The organism is Oleiphilus sp. HI0132, assembly GCF_001635845.1.
The window spans coordinates 1-581 of sequence record NZ_LWGJ01000628.1; the positions used below are offsets into that span (position 1 = coordinate 1).

The window sequence follows — 581 nt, forward strand, 5'->3', positions numbered from 1 at the left end:
GATCAAGCCTTTAGCTGAGCTAAACTCCGAGCAGCGCTTGGAGATTGTTGAACTAAGCATACCCGCATTAAAGCTGATGTCTTTAGTGCAATATCGTCATTATCGTTCTTTGTTTCTGGAACTAATTCATGCTGATGGAAAAATTGATGTTTTTGAGTGGCTGATTTTCCAGCTCCTTAAGCAGCATTGTGATCGATATTTTGGCTTGTCGCGTCCAGAAAAACCAAAATATAAAGACATTAAGAAAATTGCTTCTCTTTACCAAGTTGTGCTGTCCCGTATTGTCTATTATGGCTTGGAACGTGAGCAAGCAACTTATCAGCAAGCCTTCAAAGAAGGTTGTGAGGCTGCAAGCGTTGCCGGGATTACCTTGCTACCAATAAGTGACTGCCAATCAGCAAGGTTTACTCGAGCAGTGCATGACTTGGGCTTGGCCTACCCATTGTTAAAACCACGGTTATTGAAAGGTTTGCTCGCGGCTGCCAAATCCGATGCAGTTGTCACGGCAAAGCAGAGTTACTTGATAAAAGGTGTTGCCGCCGTGATGGATTGCCCCTTTGGTGGTGTAGAGAGTTAGTCAC

At 44.2% G+C, this 581-nt stretch carries 1 protein-coding gene; it reads left to right on the top strand.

Annotated features, from left to right (window positions below):
• Nucleotides 1-577: hypothetical protein (locus tag A3766_RS30690; RefSeq protein ID WP_197479418.1), on the top strand; the 577-nt coding region annotated here is incomplete at its 5' end.
• Between the last annotated feature and the right edge of the window lie 4 nt (nucleotides 578-581).